The following is a 19,877-nucleotide window of genomic DNA, read 5'->3' on the forward strand; positions in this document are numbered from 1 at the left end:
GGTCACATAAATCAAGTCATATCAATCAATTAGCTTGGTCAGGCACAGCTCTTGCAGTAATTATTGTGATGAAGGGCAGGAAAGGTTGACAGAGACCGTGCGGTAGCCTTGTCCATTTTCTCCAATTCGCTTCTTTTTTACTCTACTTCTGGATCCTCTATGAAAGTCAGCGTACTGGTGCCGGTATACAACCTCGGGCGCTTCATTGAACCTTGCCTGCTTAGCCTGCTGGAACAAAAAACGGATTTCGAATTCGAGGTGATCGCCATTGATGACGGCTCGAGCGATGACTCCTGGGCCATTATGCATCGGCTGGCACAGCAGTGGCCGCAACTCAAGGCACTACAGAATGCGCAGAATATGGGGTTGGCTAAAACCCAGAAACGCTTGCTGAGAGAGGCTACCGGTGAATACATCGCCTATGTCGACGGGGATGATCTTGCTCTGCCGGGCAAGCTGCAGAGCCAGGCCGATTATCTTGATTTGCACACTGACTGCACGCTTTGCTACCACGAAGCGGAGATGTTTGATGATGAAACTGGCGCACGGATCAAGCTATTCACCCGCGATTATTACAATGCCCGCTATCTTGAATCCGTGATGACACGGGAGGCCTTGATCCGCTTCGGGGTGTTCGTCAATGCAAGTTCCATAATGTTTCGCCGTTATGAAGGGATGGAAAATGCCATCGATGAGGGGTGCAAGATCATCCTCGATTATCCCTGGCACATCTTGAACCTCTCCCACAATCCGGGGACGCTGGATTTTATCCCCGAATTATTGGGCCGCTATCGCTTCCATACCCAGAGCTTTGGCGGGCAAACCCGCAAATCGGCTGAACGTCGTGAACAGTCGCTGCGCGATTTGCTGCGTGCCTGTGACAATGCGGCGGCATTCGGTGCTGATCCCGTGATCATTGCTCAGGGGCGTGCCCATCACTACTACTCTGCCGCGCTCTACTTTTTGCGGCAGGATGATGTCGTGCGCTTCACTCAGCTTATCGAGCAGTCGGTCGATGCTGTGGCAAGGCTAGCCCCGGGTTGGTTCTTCGACGAACGACATCAGTTGGCATGGGCAGAGCGGGTCCATCCCGCGCGTGTCATGCAGCAACTGTTTGGAGATAGAGCGTGAGCTATCAGGCGATCGTCATCGGCGCTGGGCTTTCGGGTGCCGTCATGGCTGAACGAATGGCCAGCCAGCTTGGCTGGAAGGTGCTGGTGCTGGAACAGCGCGATCATCTCGGGGGTAACTGCTTCGACGCGTATGACGAGCACGGCGTGCTGATCCATCGTTATGGGCCACACCTGTTCCATACCGACAAGCAGGAAGTCTGGGATTACCTGTCGCAGTTTACCGAGTGGTTGTCTTATGAGCATCGCGTGCTGTCACGGATAGATGGTCAGTTGGTGCCCATCCCGTTCAACCTGACCAGCATTGAACGCTGCTTTCCGGCGGAGAAGGCAGCGGCCATGATTGAGGCCCTTCAGGCCAGATTTGGTGAGGGGGCCAGAGTGCCCATCATGGCACTGCGGCAGGAAGCTGAGCCTCTGCTGGCTGAGCTGGCCCAGTTCATCTATGAGCGAGCCTTCGTCAACTACACCAGCAAGCAGTGGGGTGTATCGCCAGAGCAGGTCTCGCCCGAGGTCACTGCGCGCGTGCCGGTTGTCGTCAATCGTGATGACCGTTACTTTATTGATCCCTGGCAGGCGGTGCCCGCGCAGGGTTATACCGCCATGTTCGAGCGCATCTTGGCGAACCCCTTGATTGAGGTGAGGCTATCCATTCCCATGGGGTCCCGCGTCTGTCTGGATTGGCAACAGAAACGGATACTGCTGGATGGCGTGCCCTTTGCCGGGCCCTTGGTCTATACGGGGATGCTGGATCAGCTGATGCCGGCGGGGCACGACGGCTTGCCGTACCGTTCACTGCGCTTTGAGCACTGTCATCTGCCGCAAGCTCAATTTCAGCCGGTGACCACGGTCAATTATCCGAATGAAGAGGCCTATACCCGCATCACTGAATTCAAGCATCTGACGGGGCAGCAACATCCCGGCACCAGCATCGTTTATGAATACCCCTGCACCTATGTGGCCGGGCAGGGGCTGGAGCCTTACTACCCGCTGTTTACCGATGCAGCCAAACAGCATTATCAGACTTGCCGCGATGAATTGGCCGAGTTCCCGCAACTGATTGCTTTGGGCCGCCTTGCCGAGTATCGCTATTTCGATATGGATGATGCAGTGGATAACGCGCTGAACAATTTCTCTCGATTGGTTTCCGATGCCTGTTTTGCCGTTTTAAATAAGTAATGAATATAATCTATTGCAGAGATAGATATTTTCATTCCGCAAAAGTATTCGAGTTTTTGAGTGTGAATGCTTTTTATGTGATTTCTTTTATTTTGATGCATGTGTAGGTATATATGAGTCATTATGCGGTGATGTCTCCCGAGTTGCGTGATTTACTAGAAAATAGCCAGTTTCTAACTGCTCTTGATCAGTATCTTTGCATTGATAAAATAACACATATTTCATTGGATGTTTTTGATACATTATTGCGTCGTGCATGTGATGAACCCTCGTGGGTTTTTGAGGAAGCAGCGAGACGGTTGCTAAATAGAGGTCTTAATCTGCCAATAGAGGCAGAAGATTATAGATTTTGCCGCCTCGAGGCTGAAGCTCGTGCTCGCAAACTAATGTCAGGTGAAGAAATTAGTTTTGACGATATTTTTGAACAGCTGCCTTTTAGTGATGAAATTAAGGCGGTGCTTAAAGTTGAAGAGCTGAAAGTAGAACGAGAAGTTCTTTATCCAGACCCGATTATTCAAGAAGTTTTGGTACGTGCACAACGTAAAAATAAACTGATTGTTTTTATTTCCGACATGTATTTGCCAGAAGTTTTTTTGCGCGACTGTATTTCAGAAAAATGCCCTGAAATTTCTTATAATTATCTGTTTGTTTCATCAAGTGTTGGGTTGACCAAGCAGAGTGGCGCTCTCTTTAGCCATGTAATTACTCAGATAAAGCTGAAACCAGAGCAAGTTTTGCATATCGGTGACAATCCCAGGGCTGATGTGCAGTCGGCACGGCAACATGGTTTGGCTTCATTGCATTTTGATATCCCAGAGAATCTGTCTGAGGTGTTGGAAAACGAGAAAGTTTATCGGGTAAATGTGCCATCGACCATGCAACATGCCAGGAAGCTGGCCGTCCTGTCGATGCCACAACAGCTTTCCGAGGAGGAGCAATTTTTCTACACATATGGCGCCTTCATCCTTGGACCCGTCCTGACGGCATTTGCCAAGTGGGTTCTGCAGTCAGCCAAACGACTGCAGGTAAAAAACATTTTGTCGCTGATGCGAGAGGGCGGGATCTTTGCTGCCTGTATCAACCGCCAGGTCGATTTTCAATCACAGCAGTACCCAGATATACGCTGTCAGACCTGTTATGCCTCACGCAAGGCAACCTATTTGCCCGCGATAGATGATAGCCAAGTGGAAGAGGCTGTTTCCCAGACCTTGATGCGCCGCAATTACACCGTTCGTGACTTTTTCAATGAATTTGGTGTTCAGGATGTCAGGTTGGCATCCTTTCTTGACACGCCACTGGCGCTTTTGGATCAAATTGCCATCGATGGGCAAGATGGTCTGCAACTGATGGCTGAAGTGTTTGAGCAAAATATCGAGCAGATCAAGAGCAGTATTCAGCAAAGCAGGCTGGACATGCGAGATTATTTTGTTGGCTTGACGGGAGATGCTCCCTATCTGCTAGTCGACTTGGGTGGCGGTGGGACGATTCCCTCTCAAATTAGCAAGGCCATGTTGCAACAGCCAATGAGCAGTCTGTTGCTCTACTGTAACCATAGAGGCAGCAAAAACTCCGTTATCACGCCGATCAGTGCCTTTATTCCGGTGCGTAACGATACCATAAAGGGGATCAAGAAGATTGCCCGTTCACCAGAGATTTTTGAAATTGTTCTCGTTGGTTTGGAAGGGAGCACACTGGGGTATCGGCGCACAGCGGAAGGGAAAGTTGTGCCGCGACAGGCAGAGGTTCGCTACAGTGTCCAGCATCAGCAAAATATCCGGAGTTTTGAGGCTGGAGTTAATGCCTATCAGTTATGGGACCAGTCGCTGGGCATCGCCGAATCCGATTTGAGTGAGCGCATCTCTTTTTTACGCATGATGGAGCGTCTGGTCGAGTGTCCGGTATCGAGCGAGGTGCACTATCTTGGTAATCTGGTTCATGAAGACAACTTTGGCTCGGAGCGTAGTTACAAGGTTATTAATTCCTCCGGGTTGGCGCGGATCCACTCAGAAGGAATAGAAACCTTCTATCGCAAGTTCAGTAAAAACATGTCTTATGGTGAGCGTTGGTTGGCTTGGCCACAAGGTTCCCTGAGTCGGCTGGATCCTGATTTGATGATGGATTTTGTCGGCTTACGCGATGCACGTTATAAGCATGCCCAAGCGATCGATAGACTTCTGGAATTGATGCAAAGTCAACATGCCACCGAAGTCATAGTGTATGGGGCGGGAGAATTCTTTGAGTGTCTGGCACCTGAACTGATTAAAAAAAGCATCCGTATCCGTACCGTGATCGATAAAAAAGCCAACTTTGGACACTACCAAGTGATGGGATATGACGTTATATCATTATCCGAGTGCTCAATTCCATCTGGTTCTGTACTGATTGTCGCGTCCGCCTCCTTTGTGGACGAAATAAAACGAGACATCTTTGCGACTATATCCAGCCAAGATGTGACCATATTGTCATTGAATTGAATTCCAAGGAAACCGACACATGCTGGATCTGTCGATGAAACATGCCCTGCCTTTTGATGCGTTATTGCATCAGGAACTGCTGTCCGGGAAACGCAAGGCGATTGCCTGGGGGGTGGCGGGAAATCTTTATTATCATGTGCTCCAATCCCCTTATCCATTCGTCGCCATCATCGATGGTCTTAACGGTCCTCAAGTCGGTCAGTTCGCCTGTGGCATTCCGATTGTAGGGCCAGAACTGCTTAATAATTACCCAGCAGAGGAGGTGGTCATTGTCATCTTTTCAGATTTACAGCAATTCGGTGGGCAGATTATCGAGCAACTAGGTCATTATGGCGACTATCCCTATATCACTCCCTATGTTGAGGCAACCTGCCAGCCATCGGCGATGTTGCAGCAAAAGCTTGAGCGGTTGATCCGCGAGCGTCGAGCACATCGGCTGCCCCAAGTAGTGCAGCGTGTCGTGCTATATATCCACTCCTTGGTCAAAGGCGGTGCTGAGCGGCAGATGGTATTGCTGGCCATCGGATTGCGCCAGCAGGGATGGGAAGTGCATTTGATCTCGGTGAAGAATAAGGGGTTGGAGGTTAATCACTGGGAGGCGCTTTTGCGTACTCATGGTGTAGAGCTCTACTTCGTGCCTTCTGCCCGTGAGTGCTGGCCGAACTTGGAGCAGGAGGAAAATAGCTACCAGTTGGCTAATCAATTGGCACCCTTCTTTGAGCCCGGACTGCTTCACGGCATTCTCACTGCCTATGACTATATGCAACGTGTTCAGCCCAAACTGGTTATCGCCTATCTAGAAGACGGTAATGTCATTGCTTCTATGGCCGCAATTTTCGCGGGAGTAGAACAGATCATTATCTCTGGAAGGAGTGTTGCACCCTCAGAGTTTCCTGAATACCTGGCCGTTTATGATGAGTCGAGGTTGGCAGCTTACTATCGTCTGATGACCGAGTTGCCAGGAATCGTTTTGAGTGTTAACTCCATGGCAGGGGCGCAGTCGTATGCTCGCTGGCTAAATTTGCCTGAATCGAGCATCCCCGTAGTGAAAAATGCGGTCATGGCCAAGCGGGTTGAGGGACAAGAGCCTTTACAGCAGTTAGATATTCATTTATCGGCCCCAATATTGATGGGGATAATGCGACTGTCTCCGGAAAAGTCCCCATGTCGCTTTATAGAGGTTGTCGCTTCTGTCATTGCCAAACTTCCTCAAACCCATGCAATTTTAATCGGTGATGGACCATTGCGCTCAGAGGTCCTTGCTTGCATTGCGCAGCTGCCGTGCCGCGATAACATTCATGTCGTGGGTGTGAAAGATAATATTTTTGAATGGTTAAGTTGTGCCAGCCTGCTCATTTCCACCTCCAGTCATGAGGGAATGTCTAATGTTATTTTGGAAGCACAGGCACTTGGTTGTCCTGTTGTAGCGACAGATATTCCAGGAAATAGAGAAACTGTACTGACAGAGTTTTCTTGTGACTTGATTCCCTATGGGGAATGGGGTTTGATGATTGAAAAGATAGTGTCATTATTAATGGGGAGTGGAGAGAAAACATCAGTTGGTTTGGTGGAAAAGATGAGTGAGCATTATTCACCACGTATACTTGCTGAAAAAACACTGGCACTGACTAATAAAAAATAAATCGGAGACGGAATATGGATGTTATCTTGTTCGGTGCTGGTGAAGTTTGTGATTCATTTATAAAAAGACTTCCTAAACGATTTTCAATATTGGCTATTGCTGATAATAACGAAAATTTACATGGTCAGTTTAAAGGTGAGCTTCCTATTATCTCTCCTGATGAAATTCATCTATATAAGCCAAATTTTATTATTCTCTCTTGTCTTCAGAGGCATGTCTCAGATATCTGTGCTCAACTCGTCAAATTGGGGCTGGATGATTTATATTTACCCTTTCCTTATGATGAGGAAAGTGAAATAAAAGATCGAGAGAAGCAGGAAGTGAAAGGGCTAATCGGACGTGAGCTCGTGGATGAGATAATAGGAAGTAAAAACACTAGCGGTAGTGTATTTTATCATATATCACTTGGTAATCATTTCGAGAAATGCCGTAAACAATATATTTCAAAGCCGGTAAATCGATTTTTACATATAGGTTCTGGTCATTCCCTTGGGGTGGAGATATATAGTCTATTACGATGGGGTGGGGAGTGGACCGCGATCGAACCATTCCCGGGACTAAGCGGGAAATATCCTTTCAATGAACATGTTTCAATGATTAAAGATTTAATGGGGCTTTTCAATGTCCCATGTAAGGTAAATGATGGTATTGTATTTAATGATGATGTTGAATCATTCCATCTTCATGATCATCATGGCACTAGACTAAATTACTTCCCTGAGATAAAGCTTGAAGATTTCAATGATGATGAAAAATATGATGTATGCTATTCGTGTGCCGTAATGGAGCATGTTGTAGATATTCATTCATTCGTAGCCAAGACATTTGAGCTATTAGCATCAGGTGGTTTTGCTTTTCACTGGATTGACCTCCGAGACCACCGGGATTTTTCACGACCACTTGATTTCCTGACAATAGGCAAGTCAGAGTGGCGTGACCATTATGGTGATGCTGGCCACTTTTTACATGGTAATCAGCTGCGTTATAGTGATTATCGACAGATATTTTTACAATGTGGCTTCAGGATTGTTGCTGAAGATAAATATATGAAGAATGATAGAGAGCATATTCAGGAAGTCTCTGTCGATTTCGCAGATGAGTATGCATCACTGGGATGGGAGGATTTGGAAGTCGCTGGTGTGCTATTCGTTCTGGAAAAGCCATCGCATGATAGTTGATTATTCTATGATGTCTCATGCGTGACATCATGTGTTGGCTTACCTTTAGGGAGTTATAAAATGTGCGGTATAGCCGGAATAATGAGTATTCATGGTCAACATGATCCTGCGTGGTTGAAACAGCAGGCTAATAGAATGGCGGAGGCGATGACCTATCGAGGTCCTGACGACCAGGGTCTTTGGGAGTCGGATGACGGACGCTGTGTTCTGGCACATTGTCGATTGAGTATTCTGGATGTATCGCCTGCCGGGCATCAACCAATGCATGATGCACAGCAGCGGGCCTGTATCGTATTTAATGGGGAGATCTACAACCATCTTCAGTTGGGGGGGCGTCTTAAAGACGCCGGCATATCATTTACTGGCCATTCTGATACCGAGGTATTGGTCAATGGCCTGGTACGGGAAGGTGCTGACTTTCTGACCCGGCTCGAGGGGATGTTTGCACTTGCCTACTATGATCGTGAGCGCAGGGAGTTGCTGCTGGCGCGTGATCCGTTTGGCGAGAAGCCACTCTATTATGCCGAGTTTGACGGTTTGTTGGTCTTTGCCTCCGAGCTGGCGGCTTTGACCCTGGTGCCAGGATTCCCTGCCCGCATTACGGTTGATACAGTCGCCCATTATCTGGCTTTCCAGCACCCCGTCGGGGAACGCACCCTGTATCAACACGCCAGAAAGTTGCTGCCGGGGCACTTGATGCGTGCCGTGACAGGGGCGGTCTCACAGGCAGAGCGTTACTTCCACTTTATCTGTGCCGGTGACCATATGCCGTCACGCCCGCTGGAGGAGCAGGTTGACCAGCTTGAGGATCTGTTACTGCGTTCGTTATCGCGCCGCTTGGTCGCCGATGTGCCGGTGGGGGCTTTTCTCTCCGGTGGTGTCGACTCCTCGACGGCGGTGGCCCTGATCACCCGTCGTTTGCAACGGCCGATCCGCACCTTCTCCATCGGTTTTGAACAGGCGCCGGAGAGCGAACATGAGGAGGCTCGGGCTTTTGCCGATTTCCTCGGAACCGAGCACACCGAACAGCTGCTTCGTCCAGAGGCTTTTGTTGAACAGGTAGGTGATCTGGCGCGGCGCATGGATGAGCCCAATGCTGATACTTCCTGTGTGCCAACTTATATGGTCTCGCAGCTTGCTCGTCAGCAGGTCACCGTCGCGATTACGGGTGACGGGGGGGATGAGCTGTTTGGCGGTTATGGCCGTTACCTGCAGACACTGGTCGCCGCCGAGGGCAGAGAGCAACAGATGCAGGCGCGTAGCTGGCATCTTGGGCGGGAGTACTACTCTGGTCGCATCTTGCTGTATGCCGATCGCCAGTTGGAACAGTTGTTCGGTCGCATTCCGTCCGGTACTGGTGATCACTTGATGGCGCTGCGCAGGCGTATCGATATGGATAGCCGCCCGTATCTTAATCGCCTTCGTGAGGCCGATATTGCCAATTATCTGCCGTTGGTATTGGCCAAGGTAGATCGAATGAGCATGCTGCACAGCCTTGAGTGCCGCACGCCCTACCTGTCGACCGAAGTAGCTCAGTTTGCCGCAGGTTTGGCACAGTCAGAGCTGATTGCACAAGGACAGGGTAAGTTCCTGTTGCGCCAGTTGGCCAAACGCTACTTGCCGGCGGAATGGATCGACAGGCCGAAAAAGGGTTTCAGCATAGATCCGTTCAATCAACAGGCCAAACAGAGTGCGATTACGCAACTGCGTCAGCAGGCCTCTTCAGGCCAGCTCTGTCTGCATCAGTTTATTGCTCCCGACCGGTTGCGGATGTTGCTGGATAACCAGTTTGACGGTATGACCTTCTATCATGTTTGGGGTTTATTGGTGCTTGAGATCTGGTTGCAGTCCCATGAGTTCAATTTGTGAGATAACGCTTTGGGCTAAAAGTTATTAAATAATATTAATTATAATGACCGAGCCCACTATTATGAATATATTTTATGGCTATATAATAAAGGCGAAGAATTTTTGAAGTTTATAACTGCGGTTGAAAATATAGCCTTGTTTACATTGTTTGTGAAATATAATTCATTCGTGAATTGATAAGTCTTTCTTATAACTTCATATTATATGTTACGGGAGTTCTGTGATGGGTATGACGCCAGCTATGTTTAATAAAATGAAGAATCACTTTCCTGAAAACTTTAATTCGATAATTGAGTTAGGGTGCCAGCAGTTTTATTCATTAAACTCGGCAGAGATAATTGATGAAGAATTAAAGAATTATCAGGATGGTGATTTTACAAAATCTATGTATGAAAACCTAGGTTTAAAATATGATTCTGTGGATGTTTATGATGGGACAATATTTTGCGATTTTAATAGTCAGATGCTCGAGTTATCTCATCAGTATGATGTGGTAACTAATCTTGGAACTAGTGAACATGTTTTTAATCAATATAATGTTTTTGCGTCAATACATAACATTACAAAGAAAAATGGATTAATGATTCATTGTTTGCCTATGAAGCATTCCCCACATGGACTTTTTACATATAATGTTGATTTTTTCATTTCACTTTGTTTTTCAAACAACTATGAAGTCGTTGAGTTAGTATTTGGTTGGAGAGGTACTGATGGTGAGTATACATTTGGCTCATTGTCAGACGTCGTTGAGCATCAGACAACTGAACAATATGCTTTCCTAGTGGCTAGAAAATGTCTGGAAGATAAATTTGTTTCTCCGCAGCAGATAATATATAACCCTTTGATTTCTATTGATAAAGTGATAGCGTTGTGCTCTGATGACATCTATTTGTTGAGCCAAGTTGTTCAATATCCTTTCACGGATAATGTTCTAAATCATACGCTCATCTTCGATGAGGTAAGCAATAGTTATTCTGAAGTACTTCTATATGGTGCTGGTCATATCGGACAGGCCATTTTAAAATTTTCCAAGCACAGAAAAAAAATTAATATTATTGTTGATGAACACTCGCATGCTATGAATGACTTCAAGGTTAACACGTTGGGGGATTTAGATGCTATTAATTCACCAGTCTATATAGCATCGGATTTCTATCGAGAGGAAATTAGACGTGCTTTATTGATGAAATTTGATGGGAGAGTTGTTTTTTTAAACTGATAAATAGCTATAGATATTATAAGTTATTTTATTACTTTCCTTTTGTTTTTAGTCTCCAATTTTTTATGAATTACTCTTTAAATTTATCCTTTGATTCTTCCTTGACGAACCAGTTCGAGCTAGTGTATTGATTTTTAGAGATTCCTATATGTTATAGATTGTTCATTTTTTGAAAAAAAGTATTAATCGCATCAGTTATTATTTAAGGCTGGGAATTTTATTCGACGTATTGTTAACACAGGGTTGTGGGGGCGGCGTGAACATTGTTGTTTTTGATTTCAATAAGAGTGTCGGTGGTGCGGAGACATTTAACTGTAGATTTATTGACTATCTTGTTGGATTAGGTGATTCCGTTGCCGTAGTTGGATACGAGGACTCTGCACTTTTTGGGCTATTGGATAACAAGAGTGTAAAGATAAAAAAGTATATCATTCCAGAAATGGATGATTTCTTTGTTTCTATTTCAAATCAATCGTATCTGGGGGCACTTGGACAGAAAATTATTGATGATTTTTTTGGGGAAGATATATATGTTCTCGCTTCATATTTTGAAGTTTTGCATAGGGCTATGCATGTCTTCAATGGAAATAAAAGAGTTCATATATTGACTGGGATGTTGCATCCAGAAGCTTGGAGTATCTGGGAGCCAGGGATTGGATTTAACGCATCTCGTGCATTCAAACCAAAGTTAATTAATGAAACTTGGCACTACCAGCGCCAATTATTATTAAAGTTGGATCGAGCACATGCAATCTGGTATCCCAATGACATATATCGTAAATATAATTCTGAGTATTTTTCTGTTCCACTTAATCATCACTCATCTGCCACTGTTCCTGTTGAGCCCGTAACACAAAAGATACGGTACAATATTTCTGCTCCAGAAGAGTTTATGAAGGTGCTCTGGCTCGGGAGATTTGACTTTTTCAAGAATGAAAGCATCTTGAGTTTTATTGACAGCTTGAATGTTGTTCTTAACAATAAACCTCAGCTGCATATACTTTTTGATTTGATAGGATATGGATATGCTCTCTATGAGGATGAAGTTGAATCATATAAAAAGCTTGCGCATGAACGCCTTGAAATTCGTATCTTAGGAAAGAGAAATGAATCTGATATATACAGCCTAATTGAATCTGAAAAATATCATTTCGGTGTTGCAATGGGCTCCTCAGCATATCATCTTGCAATGATCGGATTACCTGTGATTGCCATAGACTCTTGTGTTAAAGGATACCGTCGTCTAGTGAAAGGGGTGTGGCTTGATGAAGCTTCAGACGAGTTTGATGAAGGCTCAAGTCTTTATCTCTCGCTAATTGGGGAGCCTTCCCCACAGCGAAATGATATTCATGTTATGCTTGAAGATGTATTCCAATATGGTTTTCTCGAAAATAAATCAAGAAGCTGCTGCAACTATGTTGAACAGTTTCATAATATTGACGTTATTTTGCCGAAAATCAGAGGTTTTTTACTTGAAAGTTCATTTTCAGAGAAATTTACGTATCGATTTAAACGAAATTTGCCAGATGAGTTTTACTATCGATTTGGAAGAAAAAGAAATATTAAAATAGCTATTTTTGGCACTGGTTCTGGCGCAAAAAAATTCTATGGAAAACTTCATTCTGACCTTGTTTTTTCTGACAGGGAAATAAAGGTGAAGTGTTTTTTTGATAATGACGATAGTAAATTTGGCGCTATATTTTGTAATGCCCCAATAGAAAAATTTACACTGGAGGCCACCAATGAACTTGATGTGGTTATTATTGCTTCTGATTACTGGCCCGAGATTAAAGCACAGATGATTTCATGTGGTTTAACACGTTCAAAAATATTAAGAGCATACTAACTTGCATAAAAAGATAGCAATCATTCAATCTAATTATATTCCTTGGATAGGCTACTTTGATATTATAAACAGGGTGGACGAATTTATATTTCTTGATTCTGTCCAGTATACAACAAGAGATTGGCGTAACCGCAATAGGATTATGACCACACAGGGTGCTGTATGGTTAACAATACCCGTATGTCATGTTGATAGAAATCAGAAAATATCATCCACAAAAGTTGTCGATAATCTATGGTGTCAGAAGCATTTTGCTATAATTAAAGAGCGATACAAAAAGGCGCTTTTTTTTGATAGATATATAGATGAAATTAAATCATGGTATGAAGATGCACGTGAATTTGAGTATATCTCTGATATAAATATCATGTTTATTAAAAAAATCATGCATTTATTAGGGATCACCACCCCCATCTTTACGGATAGTCATTACTTGAATGGGGGGGGATTTAGCGATGCAACGGAAAGACTGATCGTCATTGCTGAAAGAGCTGATGCAAGTATTTATTTTTCTGGGCCGGCGGCAAAAAATTATTTAGATATCGGGCGCTTTGAAGAAAGGGGTATCGGTGTTGCCTGGATGGAATATCCTGAATATGCTCGCTATCCCCAGAACGGACCTGGTTTTGATTGCCGCGTCAGTATTATCGATGCTTTATTATGTGCTGGCGGTGATTTTGTTCATAGCGAACTAAATTATTAGTAGGAGGACTCATGGCTAAATATGGTTTCTATGATCGACTGTCATCGGAGTTTCCATCACAGGTCATTGTAGATATTGCTGAAATTTGTAATTTAAGATGCATACATTGTCCACACCCTCAATTTAAAGAGTCTGAACATTATTCCGCAAGATTGTTAGACCCTGAACTAAACAAGAAGCTGATCGATGATATAAGAGACAATAGCGACGGACATTGCCAGTATATACGATATACCAGCAATGGTGAGCCACTTATGCATCCACATGCACATGAAATGATCCAGTATGCTGTCGAGCATAGTGGCACGTTTGTCACGTTAACCACTAATGGTACAGTTCTTAATGAGAAAAAACTAAAACAGTTATTAGAAAGTGGCCTTCATATGATTGATGTCAGCATTGATGCCTTTAACGATGAGACTTATGCGAATATTCGTGGCGGGCGTCTTGAGCAAGTGCGACGTAATATAATTAGAATGATCGAACATATCAAGACAGGGCAATACAGAACTCGTATTGTTGTGAGTTTTATTCGTCAGGCAGGAAATGAAGATGAGGTAGATGATTTTTCTCTTTTTTGGAAAAATCAGGGAGCTGATGAAGTGCTGATCAGGAATTTACATTCGGCGGCAGGTATGTTGGCTCAAGGGGAAGCTCATTCCCATGAGTCAAGGCGCCCATGCTTATATCCATGGGAGCGTTTGACCCTGGATCCAAAAGGTGAGCTTTCTTTTTGCCCGACAGATTGGGCGTATGCATCCAGTTTCATTGATTACAGGAAGACAACGCTAAAAACTGCTTGGCAGGGAGCATTTTTAAACGAACTGCGAGAGGCTCATCTTAATAACGATTTCAAATGCCATACTTTTTGTGGGCAATGTCCTGATTGGAGACTGACAACATGGCCTGATTCAGGAAGAAGTTATGCAAATCTTGTCAGTGACATTAAGGTTATTATGAAATGAAATCATATCGCAATTGGATACCATATAATCGCCCCAATAATATTGGCCATATCACTGAAAGTGATGGAGAATGTTTAGGTATCGGTGTTAATAAAAAAAAATGTGAGGAACTATTACACGATATATATAATGCAAGGCGAGTTTTTTTAACGCCATCCTGTAGTGCATCTTTGGAGATGGCAGCTTTAGCTATGGATTTGCAGCCAGGGGATGAGGTAATACTGCCAAGCTTTACATTTGTTACCTCTGCAAGTGCTTTTGCCTTAAGGGGCGCAAAATTAGTATTTGTCGATATCAGGCCAGACACTTTGAATATAAATGAGCAGCTTATTGAAGAGGCTATTACAGTTAGAACGAAAGCCGTAGTGGTTGTTCACTATGCCGGTGTTGCATCAGAAATGTCTTCTATAGTCGATATATGCAATCGCTATAATCTTGTATTGGTTGAAGATGCTGCACAAAGTATCATGTCAACATATAAAGGACGGCCACTTGGTTCAATTGGTCAATTTGGCTGCGTCAGCTTTCATCATACTAAAAATATTCATGCCGGTGGTGAGGGCGGGGCTTTTTTAGTAAACGAAGATAAGTACCATGGTATATGTGAAATCATTCAGGAGAAAGGAACTGATCGTTCAAGGTTTTTGCGTGGAGAGGTTGATAGATATACATGGCAAATTTTATCATCTAGTTATGTAATGTCAGAGGTTCAAGCTGTAGTCTTGTTGCAGCAATTACAAAACGCGAGAGAAATTACGAATGCTAGATTAAAAAAATGGCTTTTTTATCATACATGTTTATCTGAGTTGGCTAATGCTGGAGTGCTCACACTTCCTGCCGTTCCGGCACATGTTGAGCATAATGCTCATATATATCATATAAGAACAAGATCCCCTGACGAACAACAGGGATTATTTAAATTCATGCGCAATCTTAATGTGGAAGTTACCTCACACTTTGTACCTCTGCATTCTAGTCCGGCTGGTATTCGATATGGTAGATTTCATGGCGATGATATAAATACCACAGCGGTTTCTAGAATGCTGTTACGTTTACCTTTACATGCAAGCCTGACTGAGTCGGAGCAAGTATTCATTATTGATGCGGTCAGACACTTTTTTGTAGTCAATAATTAAAGCTAATCATAAATTTAAATGAATTAGATGCATTTTATTAATGATCTTATAAATATTCATAAGCTATAATATTTGTAATATACATATGGATATTGGCACTCAGTAAGATAATGATTTCACCTTAGCGTATAACCAAAAGCAATTTTTAACAGGTATGTCGTATGAAATATTTTGTAACTGGTGCAGCGGGATTTATCGGTGCGAAGGTGTGCGAACTACTGTGCTTGAAAGGGTATCAGGTTATAGGTATTGATAACCTAAATGATTACTATGAGGTATCTCTTAAATTAAGTAGACTTGAACAGTTAACTCCATTTTCTAACTTCAAGTTTGTAAAAATGGATGTCTCTGATAGAAAATCTATCCTGACTCTTTTTTCCAAAGAGAAGTTTGACAGAGTAATTCATCTTGCCGCTCAAGCCGGTGTTCGCCATTCAATGGAATCTCCCTTTTCTTATATTGATAGCAACGTAGACGGATTTTTGGCAATTCTGGAAGGTTGTCGTCATCATCATATTGAGCATCTTGTTTATGCATCTTCTAGCTCCGTATATGGAATGAATGAGGAAATGCCATTTAGAGTGAGTGAACCCACTGACCATCCTATTTCGTTATATGCAGCGACAAAAAAAATGAATGAGCTGATGGCGCACACATATTCTCATTTGTATGGTATCCCAACCACAGGATTGCGTTTTTTCACAGTTTATGGCCCGTGGGGACGGCCGGATATGGCATTATTTAAATTTACTAAATGTATGCTGTCTGGACAGCCAATAGATGTATATAACAATGGTCTGTTAAGCCGAGATTTCACATATATAGATGACATTGCTGAAGGTGTGATCCGGGTAGCGGACGTGATACCGGTTGAAAATTCTGCCTGGCGTTGCGCAACTGGTTCTCCAGCTGATAGCAGTGCCCCTTATCGTGTATTTAACATTGGTAATGGTAGGCCGATTAAAATAGTTGATTTTATTCAATCTCTCGAGCAAGCGCTGGGGGTTAAAGCTATAAAAAATATGATGCCCATGCAGTCGGGTGATGTTTATGCGACATGGGCGGATACTGAGGATTTATTTGCTACTATTTCATATCGCCCATCAATGAAGATAGAACAGGGCATTCAGAATTTTGTTGAATGGTATCGCTCTTATTATCAATTTTGGGATGTGAAGGTTCAATAATGAAAATTGCCGTTGTCGGTATAGGTTACGTAGGTTTGTCTAATGCAATATTGTTAGCTCAGAACCATCATGTTGTTGCATTTGATGTTAATCCAGAAAAAGTGTCCATGATTAACAGGCGACAATCTCCCATTATTGATTCTGAGATCGATCTGTTCTTTAAACAACGGACTTTGGATCTTACCGCAACCTTGGATAAGTCAACTGCTTACGAACATGCTGACTATATTATAATTGCGACGCCCACTAATTATGATCCTGATACAAATTGCTTTGATACTGCGTCGGTAGAGTCAGTTATTCTTGATATTATGGACGTTAATCCTGATGCAGTAATTGTAATAAAGTCAACTGTTCCTGTTGGTTTTACCGCTAAAATGCGGATGACTCATAATTACGAGAATATTTTCTTTTCCCCCGAGTTTTTACGTGAAGGGAGAGCATTATATGATAACCTTTATCCATCACGTGTTATAGTCGGGGCAACAAGTGAATATGCACGAACATTTTCTAGACTTATGATTGAGGGGGCAATAGAAAAAAATGTTTCTGTAATTTTTACTGAAAGCACGGAAGCAGAGGCAGTAAAATTATTTGCTAACACATATCTGGCGATGCGAATCGCGTTTTTTAATGAGTTGGATACATATGCCCAAAAAAATAATCTAGAAACAAAGGATATTATTGATGGTGTTTGCCTTGATCCTCGTATTGGCCACTATTATAACAATCCATCTTTTGGTTATGGCGGCTATTGTCTGCCAAAAGACACCAAGCAGCTTTTGGCAAATTTCAACCAAGTGCCCAGTAACTTGATTAGAGCTATAGTTGATGCTAATACAACGAGAAAAGATTTTATAGCTGATACAGTCATCGCGACTAATCCTAAACGAGTGGGTATTTATCGACTAGTTATGAAGGCTGGCTCGGATAATTTTAGAGCATCGGCAATACAAGGAGTCATGAAAAGAATAAAGGCGAAGGGTATTGAGGTTGTTGTTTATGAACCATCCTTAATGGAACCTTATTTCTTTAGGTCAAAAGTCATCACTGAAGTATCCGAATTTAAAGGTATGTGTGACATTATACTTGCCAATCGAATGAGTCCTGAATTGGTCGATGTGATTGATAAGGTCTATACACGCGATATTTTTGGCTACGACTAAAGCAGACTGCATATTTTCAATTGCTGTGCGTTTGTCAAACCAGGAAAGAGTGGCAAGGTCATTGCTCCTGCGTAATATTGCTCTGTAGAGGGCAGAGGAGTTTGAGTCCACTTTTGATACCAAGGTTGTTTGTAAATAGGTATATAGTGCACGTTGGCGCCGATATCCTGTTTGCGTAACGTTTGGAAGAGCGCACTGCGTTGTTCAGGGGCTACATGGTGAACATAGAGATGGAAGGCACTACGCCGCTCGCTGTTGAAATATCGAGGTAGCTGTTGTGGTGCCAGTCTTTCGAAGTAGTACCGGGCAATCTTGTTACGCGTGTTAATCCATGTCTCCAGATTGGCCATCTGGCTCAGCCCTAGTGCGGCTTGTATATCGGTTATCCGGTAGTTGAAGCCAAGCATCTGTTGCTCATAGTACCAAGGGCCGTCCGGTTCATTGATAAAGTCTTCCGGTTCACGGGTGATGCCATGGCTGCGGAGCATGCACATCGTCTTGGCAAGCGCAGGGTCGTTGGTCATGGCCATTCCCCCTTCACCTGTGGTGATGATCTTCACCGGGTGGAAGCTGAAGACGGTGATGTCGCTGTAGCGGCCGTTGCCGGTGGGTTCATCGTGATAGCGAGCCCCCAAGGCGTGACAGGCATCCTCGATGATCCGAAAGCCATACTCTTGCCCTAGGCGGTGGATCTCCTGCATATCGCAGGGGAGGCCGGCAAAGTGCACCGGTATTACTACCTTGGGTAGTTTCCCTTCCGCCTTGGCAGCAATCAGCTTCCTCTCCAGTTCCACTGCGCACATGTTGCCGGTATCTGGCTCAATGTCGACGAAGTCGACTTGTGCACCGCAATAGAGAGCGCAATTGGCTGATGCCACGAAGCTGATGGGGGATGTCCAGACCCAATCACCGTGGCCGACGCCCAGCGCCAGACAGGCAATGTGCAATGCTGCAGTACCTGAATTGACCGCCACCCCAAATTTAGCTCTACAGTAGTCGGCAACCGCTTGCTCGAAGCTTGGAACGACTGGCCCTTGGGTCAGGAAGTCGGACTTGAGAACTTCCACGACAGCATCGATATCTGCCTGGCTGATAGATTGACGGCCGTAGGGGATCATTCTGCTACCTTGCACTGGTTCATCTTCTGTAGCTGTTCAATGGAGAAAAAGTCAGGGTTGCTTCGAGAGTTGTATTCAAATCCCTGCTCGACCATCTTTCCTTTTTCGCCTGCAGCTGTCTTTGAGAAGTCGTTGTTGCGATTATTGAAGTTGATGGTTGGACCGATCACAAAAAAGTTATCAAACTCGAAGGTGTGATAAGAGTCATCGGCAGGACACATCACTTCATGGAGCTTCTCTCCCGGGCGAATGCCGATGATCTTGTGTGGCAGGTGAGGGGCCATGGCGCTGGCGAGCTCGGTAATTCGGACGGATGGCAACTTGGGAACAAATATTTCCCCCCCCTTCATCCGCCCAAAATTGTCCAGGACAAAATCAACCCCTTGCTGCAAGGTGATCCAGAAACGCGTCATCTCCTCATGGGTGATGGGTAACGCATCCGCCCCCTGGTCAATCAGCTTTTGGAAGAAGGGGACGACAGAGCCGCGAGAACCCACCACGTTACCGTAACGAACCACTGCAAAACGGGTGGGATCCTGCCCCGCGATGTTGTTTGCTGCCACGAAGAGCTTGTCTGATGCCAGTTTGGTGGCACCGTAGAGATTGATTGGATTGGCAGCTTTGTCAGTGGAGAGGGCAATAACTTTTTTGACTTGATTGAGCAAAGCGGCCTGGATCACGTTCTCTGCACCATGGATATTGGTTTTAATACACTCCATGGGGTTGTATTCAGCGGCTGGAACCTGTTTCAGTGCTGCTGCATGAACCACGTAATCGACGCCACGCATTGCCATGGTAAGCCGGTTGGCGTCTCGGACATCACCGATAAAATAGCGCATGCAGGGGTCGTTAAACTCCTGTTGCATCTCGAACTGTTTCAGTTCGTCACGAGAATAGATGATGAGCCGTTTCGGCTTATAACGTTCCAGTACTGTCTTGACCAATCGTTGGCCAAACGAGCCGGTGCCACCTGTGATCAGTAGCGTTTTATCGTTGAACATTGTGGGCATCTCGTCATAAAAACAGTAGATGAATCATATGCTAGCAAATAAAGTACCAGCTTTT

15 protein-coding genes are annotated in these 19,877 nt (G+C 44.4%); 13 read left to right on the top strand and 2 right to left on the bottom strand.

Features of this window, described 5'->3' with window-relative positions; genetic code table 11:
* Positions 1-159 precede the first annotated feature (159 nt).
* The 13 genes from G5380_RS00315 to G5380_RS00375 all read left to right on the top strand — a co-directional run bounded on the left by G5380_RS00315 (position 160) and on the right by G5380_RS00375 (position 17,694).
* A complete protein-coding gene (locus G5380_RS00315; RefSeq protein ID WP_421352179.1) occupies positions 160-1,131 on the top strand; it encodes a glycosyltransferase family 2 protein in 972 nt (323 codons plus the stop codon).
* Positions 1,128-2,309 (top strand): UDP-galactopyranose mutase, encoded by a 1,182-nt coding sequence (gene glf / locus G5380_RS00320; RefSeq protein WP_216953989.1) that lies wholly within the window; start codon positions 1,128-1,130, stop codon positions 2,307-2,309. Before G5380_RS00315 ends, glf begins: the two co-directional genes overlap by 4 nt.
* Positions 2,310-2,422: 113 nt before the next feature.
* Entirely contained in the window at positions 2,423-4,783 is a 2,361-nt protein-coding gene (locus G5380_RS00325) for an HAD family hydrolase (protein WP_421352180.1), read from the top strand.
* Between the two features lie 19 nt (positions 4,784-4,802).
* Entirely contained in the window at positions 4,803-6,425 is a 1,623-nt protein-coding gene (locus G5380_RS00330; protein ID WP_421352181.1) for a glycosyltransferase, read from the top strand.
* A gap of 14 nt (positions 6,426-6,439) precedes the next feature.
* A complete protein-coding gene (locus tag G5380_RS00335; protein WP_227340779.1) occupies positions 6,440-7,603 on the top strand; it encodes a methyltransferase domain-containing protein in 1,164 nt (387 codons plus the stop codon).
* Between the two features lie 60 nt (positions 7,604-7,663).
* Complete coding sequence (gene asnB / locus G5380_RS00340; RefSeq protein ID WP_323912150.1) at positions 7,664-9,472, top strand: asparagine synthase (glutamine-hydrolyzing); 1,809 nt, start codon at positions 7,664-7,666, stop codon at positions 9,470-9,472.
* 220 nt (positions 9,473-9,692) lie between these two features.
* On the top strand, positions 9,693-10,691 hold the full coding sequence (locus tag G5380_RS00345; RefSeq protein ID WP_227340778.1) for a hypothetical protein: 999 nt from the start codon (positions 9,693-9,695) through the stop codon (positions 10,689-10,691).
* 169 nt (positions 10,692-10,860) lie between these two features.
* Positions 10,861-12,537 (top strand): hypothetical protein, encoded by a 1,677-nt coding sequence (locus G5380_RS00350; protein ID WP_421352182.1) that lies wholly within the window; start codon positions 10,861-10,863, stop codon positions 12,535-12,537.
* Between the two features lies 1 nt (position 12,538).
* On the top strand, positions 12,539-13,240 hold the full coding sequence (locus G5380_RS00355; protein WP_129503725.1) for a WbqC family protein: 702 nt from the start codon (positions 12,539-12,541) through the stop codon (positions 13,238-13,240).
* An 11-nt stretch (positions 13,241-13,251) separates the two neighbouring features.
* The gene (locus G5380_RS00360) at positions 13,252-14,205 is read left to right on the top strand and encodes a radical SAM/SPASM domain-containing protein (protein WP_129503726.1); all 954 of its coding nucleotides are present in this window, start codon (positions 13,252-13,254) and stop codon (positions 14,203-14,205) included.
* On the top strand, positions 14,202-15,341 hold the full coding sequence (gene rffA, locus G5380_RS00365; RefSeq protein ID WP_216953973.1) for a dTDP-4-amino-4,6-dideoxygalactose transaminase: 1,140 nt from the start codon (positions 14,202-14,204) through the stop codon (positions 15,339-15,341). The genes G5380_RS00360 and rffA overlap by 4 nt, the downstream gene beginning before the upstream one ends.
* Positions 15,342-15,502: 161 nt before the next feature.
* Positions 15,503-16,528: an NAD-dependent epimerase gene (locus G5380_RS00370; protein WP_421352183.1), complete on the top strand. Its 1,026-nt coding sequence runs from the start codon at positions 15,503-15,505 to the stop codon at positions 16,526-16,528.
* Complete coding sequence (locus G5380_RS00375; RefSeq protein ID WP_158112295.1) at positions 16,528-17,694, top strand: nucleotide sugar dehydrogenase; 1,167 nt, start codon at positions 16,528-16,530, stop codon at positions 17,692-17,694. Before G5380_RS00370 ends, G5380_RS00375 begins: the two co-directional genes overlap by 1 nt.
* On the opposite strand, the gene pseC is transcribed toward G5380_RS00375, so the two are convergent.
* On the bottom strand, positions 17,691-18,812 hold the full coding sequence (gene pseC, locus G5380_RS00380; protein ID WP_421352184.1) for a UDP-4-amino-4,6-dideoxy-N-acetyl-beta-L-altrosamine transaminase: 1,122 nt from the start codon (positions 18,810-18,812) through the stop codon (positions 17,691-17,693). The two genes, G5380_RS00375 and pseC, sit on opposite strands and share 4 nt — an antisense overlap.
* Positions 18,809-19,813, bottom strand: coding sequence for a UDP-N-acetylglucosamine 4,6-dehydratase (inverting) (pseB, locus tag G5380_RS00385; protein WP_421352185.1), 1,005 nt, complete (start codon positions 19,811-19,813; stop codon positions 18,809-18,811). The genes pseC and pseB overlap by 4 nt, the downstream gene beginning before the upstream one ends.
* Positions 19,814-19,877: the final 64 nt, after the last annotated feature.

This window comes from Aeromonas sp. 604443 (assembly GCF_049170315.1).
Lineage (GTDB): Bacteria > Pseudomonadota > Gammaproteobacteria > Enterobacterales > Aeromonadaceae > Aeromonas > Aeromonas veronii_A.

Coding starts and splice junctions, on each gene's coding strand:
- pseC (WP_421352184.1), bottom strand. CDS start 18,812: ATGATCCCCTACGGCCGTCAATCTATCAGCCAGGCAGATATCGATGCT.
- G5380_RS00325 (WP_421352180.1), top strand. CDS start 2,423: ATGAGTCATTATGCGGTGATGTCTCCCGAGTTGCGTGATTTACTAGAA.
- G5380_RS00315 (WP_421352179.1), top strand. CDS start 160: ATGAAAGTCAGCGTACTGGTGCCGGTATACAACCTCGGGCGCTTCATT.
- asnB (WP_323912150.1), top strand. CDS start 7,664: ATGTGCGGTATAGCCGGAATAATGAGTATTCATGGTCAACATGATCCT.
- G5380_RS00360 (WP_129503726.1), top strand. CDS start 13,252: ATGGCTAAATATGGTTTCTATGATCGACTGTCATCGGAGTTTCCATCA.
- G5380_RS00370 (WP_421352183.1), top strand. CDS start 15,503: ATGAAATATTTTGTAACTGGTGCAGCGGGATTTATCGGTGCGAAGGTG.
- G5380_RS00375 (WP_158112295.1), top strand. CDS start 16,528: ATGAAAATTGCCGTTGTCGGTATAGGTTACGTAGGTTTGTCTAATGCA.
- G5380_RS00335 (WP_227340779.1), top strand. CDS start 6,440: ATGGATGTTATCTTGTTCGGTGCTGGTGAAGTTTGTGATTCATTTATA.
- rffA (WP_216953973.1), top strand. CDS start 14,202: ATGAAATCATATCGCAATTGGATACCATATAATCGCCCCAATAATATT.
- G5380_RS00330 (WP_421352181.1), top strand. CDS start 4,803: ATGCTGGATCTGTCGATGAAACATGCCCTGCCTTTTGATGCGTTATTG.
- pseB (WP_421352185.1), bottom strand. CDS start 19,813: ATGTTCAACGATAAAACGCTACTGATCACAGGTGGCACCGGCTCGTTT.